This window comes from Rhizobacter sp. P1_G5 (genome assembly GCF_056405435.1).
Genome location: NZ_JBFUCB010000601.1, coordinates 1 through 3,706, shown reverse-complemented (window position 1 = coordinate 3,706; position 3,706 = coordinate 1). Strand labels below are relative to the sequence as shown.

Annotated in this window: 4 protein-coding genes and 1 pseudogene; all 5 read right to left on the bottom strand. The window is 64.8% G+C overall.

Features of this window, described 5'->3' with window-relative positions; genetic code table 11:
* A partial coding sequence (locus tag AC1D12_RS27800; RefSeq protein ID WP_477844302.1) for a hypothetical protein occupies positions 1-428 on the bottom strand: 428 nt, incomplete at its 3' end.
* The gene (locus tag AC1D12_RS27795; RefSeq protein WP_477844300.1) at positions 428-619 is read right to left on the bottom strand and encodes a hypothetical protein; all 192 of its coding nucleotides are present in this window, start codon (positions 617-619) and stop codon (positions 428-430) included. The genes AC1D12_RS27795 and AC1D12_RS27800, both read right to left, overlap by 1 nt.
* A gap of 178 nt (positions 620-797) precedes the next feature.
* The gene (locus AC1D12_RS27790) at positions 798-1,127 is read right to left on the bottom strand and encodes a hypothetical protein (protein WP_477844298.1); all 330 of its coding nucleotides are present in this window, start codon (positions 1,125-1,127) and stop codon (positions 798-800) included.
* Between the two features lie 140 nt (positions 1,128-1,267).
* Entirely contained in the window at positions 1,268-3,415 is a 2,148-nt protein-coding gene (locus AC1D12_RS27785; RefSeq protein WP_477844296.1) for a peptidase domain-containing ABC transporter, read from the bottom strand.
* Between the two features lie 55 nt (positions 3,416-3,470).
* Positions 3,471-3,706, bottom strand: a pseudogene (locus tag AC1D12_RS27780) (hypothetical protein); the annotation flags it as partial.

Here is a 3,706-nt window from a genome sequence, read left to right as displayed (position 1 = left end):
CTCCAACTCAGCAGCAGCCAAACTGGTAGGGCTACGAGAACTGAAAGCACACCGACTACGACCAGTGACTGAGAGAGGTTTCCGCGAGTTTTCCGTTGATCGTAGTATCTCTTCAATGTGTTAACGGTCGGATCCCGGGTGTCATAGGCGACCAATGTCTCCGGCTGCGCCATGTATTGAAGGGCTCCGTTTTCATCCGTCGACGATGTCAAGGCGTAGTACCGAGCGCCGCCGACCTGAAAAGCGTAGCGCACTCGGTAAGAACTGAGCTTCTTGCCGCCTGTTTTGATGACCTCGACAAATTTGGYGCTGACRAACGCAGGGGACTCTGAAATCGCACTTTCTGTTCGATGAACCGATATCTCCTCACTTCCGAAAAGATAGGCCGACGCGAGAAGTATCACCAAGAAGAGGGCAAAGTTTTTCATTAGAAGCGCCACTCCTTCGGCAAGCCCGCGGCAGCTTCGCCATTCGGAGGCGGCAGCAGCAACGCGGCCACCCGCTTCCACAGCAACGCGATCCACGACTGCGCCTCGAACTGCGCACGCCCGTTGTTCCGCACATGGCGCATCAACTGCGGGCGCCCAGCAAGCACATCACTGATCACGATGTTCGACATGTCTTCTTCCTTCTCCCCTTGACCGCTTCAGTCTAGTCACGTCGCGCCGCAAATCCCGGAACTGCGCGCACCCTCTGATGGGGGACATCTACAAGCGAGATGGCGCTATGAGCACTCTGTATGGAACGAATCCGCGGCGCGGACGCGCGACTGCAAGCCGCGCGTCCGGCCTGGCGACTTACTCCATTTCATCCTCCACCAGCGCTTGCAGGCAGAAGCTGATATCGCACAGGCCGCATTCGCAGCGCACCTCCAGCACCGGCAGCGCCCCTGGCACGCCAGTCGCACATTCACTCACCGTCACCAACCCAGCGCACGCGGGGCATCGCCGCTCCGCCTTGCCCGTCTCGAAGCCGTACGAGCGGACCGCATCCAGCGCGGTGCCCTTCGCCTGCAGGAACAATGCATCCGCTCGCCGTTCAATCCAGCGCTCGCACGCCACCTTCACCACCACAACCACAAGCCCCACCAGCGACATCACTGCCGCAACACTCAGCCAATCGTTCATTTGCCGTCCTTTGCCAACACCGGGTTGCACTGCCAGGTGGTGTTGATCGGATCAGCATAGAAATCAACTGTGCAGGACATATGCACGTGTGGCTCTTGACCCGCAAGGTTCTCCCTCGGGGAAACCCCAGCAGCCGCATCTCAGGCCTCTGCAGCCAGGTCCGCCGGCGTTGCCGGCACCGCCTGCAACTGGTGCCCGCCCTCCCGATGCAGCTGCACCACCGCATCGATCTTCAGAACCTTGGGCAGGTTGTGCGTGATGAACAGCATCGTCACGCGGCCCTTCAACCCGTTGATGGTCTTCGCGAAGCTCTCGGCCGTGTCGTGGTCGAGCGCCGATGTCGCCTCGTCGAAGATCAAGACCTTCGGGCCCTTCAGCAGTGCACGGGCGATCGCCAGGCGCTGCTTCTGCCCACCCGACAGGCCGCTGCCGCGCTCGCCGATCTCGGTCTGGTAACCCTGCGGCAGCGCCTCGATCGTCGTGTGGATGCCTGCCATCTTCGCGGCCTGCACCACCTGGTCGAAGCTGGCTGCCGGGTTGCCCGCGCGCAGGTTGTCGAAGATGCTGCCGCTGAACAGCACCGTCTCCTGCGGCACCACGCCGAAGTGCGCGCGCAGCTCGTTGGCGGCCATGTGGCGGATGTCGACGTCGTCGATGCGGATCTGCCCCTGGCTCGGCTGGTAGAAGCCCATCAGCAGCTTCGCGAACGTGCTCTTGCCCGTGCCCGACGGGCCCATGATCGCCACCGTCTGCCCCGGCTGGATGCTCAGGCTCAGGTCCTGGTAGAGCATCGGCAGGTCATCGGCATAGCGGAAGCCGAGGTTGCGCACCTCGATGCGGCCGGCACCACCCGTCTGCCGCTGCGGCGTGATCGAGTACGGCTCGGCCGGCGCGTTCATCACGTCGCCCAGCCGCTGCACGCTCAGCGAGGCCTGCTGGAACTGGCTCCACAGGCCAACGATGCGCAGCACCGGCTGGCTCAGCTTGCCGGCGAACATCTGGAAGGCCACCAGCATGCCGATCGTGAAGCTCGGCTCGGTCATCACCGTGTACGCACCCACCATCAGGATCAGCAGCGTCTGCACCTGGTCCAGCGTGGTCGCGAAGATGTTGTAGGTGTTGGCCGTCTGCTTGGTCTTGAAGCCCGACTGCAGGTAGCTCGCCAGGTAGCCCGCGAAGCGCTGCCGCAGCTGCGGCTCCATCTGCAGGCTCTTCACCGTCTCGAAGCCGGCGATGTGCTCGGTGACGAAAGCCTGGTTGCGCGCGCCCAGCAGGAACTGCTCGTTCAGCCGCGCCTGGAACAGCGGCGCGATCACGACGCTCACCACCGCGATCACGCCCAGCACGCCGAGCGAGATGCAGGTCAGCAACGCGCTGTACCAGAACATCACGCCCAGGCAGATCACGAGGAACGGCAGGTCGAGCACCAGCCCGACCGCTGCGCCCGAGACGAACTCGCGGATCGTCTCCACCGCGTGCAGCCGCGCCGCGACGACGCCGGTGGGCCGGTGCTGGAAGTAGCGCAGCGGCAGCCGCAGCAGGTGCTCCCAGATGGCAGCCCCCAGCACCGCATCGACGCGGTTGCCGGTGTGCAGCACCAGGTACTGGCGCACCCAGCTCAGCAGGCTCGTGAACACGGTGAAGATCAGCATCGCGATGCCGATCGCGATCAGCGTGCTCTCGGTGCGGTGCACCACCACCTTGTCGATGATGGCCTGCGTGAACAGCGGCGTGGCCAGCGCGATCAGCTGCAGCGCGAGCGAAGCGAGCAGCACATCGCGCCACACCTGGCGGTGCTTCATCAGCTCGGGCACGAACCAGCGGAAACCGAAGCGCGGTGCCCCGGCCGCACCATCCGGATCGGCCGCGGCCGCAGTGACCGGCACCGCCAGCCAGGCCACGCCGGTGATCGCCTGCGCGAACGTCTCGGCGTCGAGCTCGTTCGCCGTCGCGCTGCCGGCCTTGAACAGCACCACCTTGCCGTCGACCGCGGCGGTCACGATGCCGAACACCGGTGCCGCGTCGTCCGTGGCATCGGCCTTCAGTGCCACCAGCAGCGGGAACACCATGCGTTCGAGACGCGCAGGCTTCAGCGTGACCTGCCGGATCTTCAGGCCGAGCGCGCGGCCTGCCGCGATCACCGTCGCGTGCGTGCACGGCGGCGGAAACTCGCGAGCCATCAGTTCGGCCGCGAACGGCTGGCGGTGCAGGGAACAGATCGATCCCAATGCCCACAGCAGCTGCTGTTGCGACACCACTTGTGGCGCCCCTCCCCTCGTCCTCGTCATGGAGGCTTACTCCCGTTCTTGTGAAGGTCAGTCTATCCGGTGCAGTGCCGATTCCTCACGAAACCGGCACCACCACTTGGGGGGATGACGCGCTCAGCAAGGCGTCGTAGCCGGCGCGGCCGGCCTGCATCGAATAGCGCTGCGCGAGCTGTCGCGCAGCAAGCCGGCGTGCAGCCCACGCGCTGCCGCCTTCGAGCGCGCCGGCCGTGGCTTCTGCGATGCGTTCCACATCGAAGAACGGCACCAGCGCCCCCGTCTCGCCATCGATGACAACCTCGCGCACCGGTGCGC

Bases quoted from the DNA above. Each gene is read 5' to 3' on its own strand.
- AC1D12_RS27785 (WP_477844296.1), bottom strand. From the start codon at position 3,415: ATGACGAGGACGAGGGGAGGGGCGCCACAAGTGGTGTCGCAACAGCAG.
- AC1D12_RS27790 (WP_477844298.1), bottom strand. From the start codon at position 1,127: ATGAACGATTGGCTGAGTGTTGCGGCAGTGATGTCGCTGGTGGGGCTT.
- AC1D12_RS27795 (WP_477844300.1), bottom strand. From the start codon at position 619: ATGTCGAACATCGTGATCAGTGATGTGCTTGCTGGGCGCCCGCAGTTG.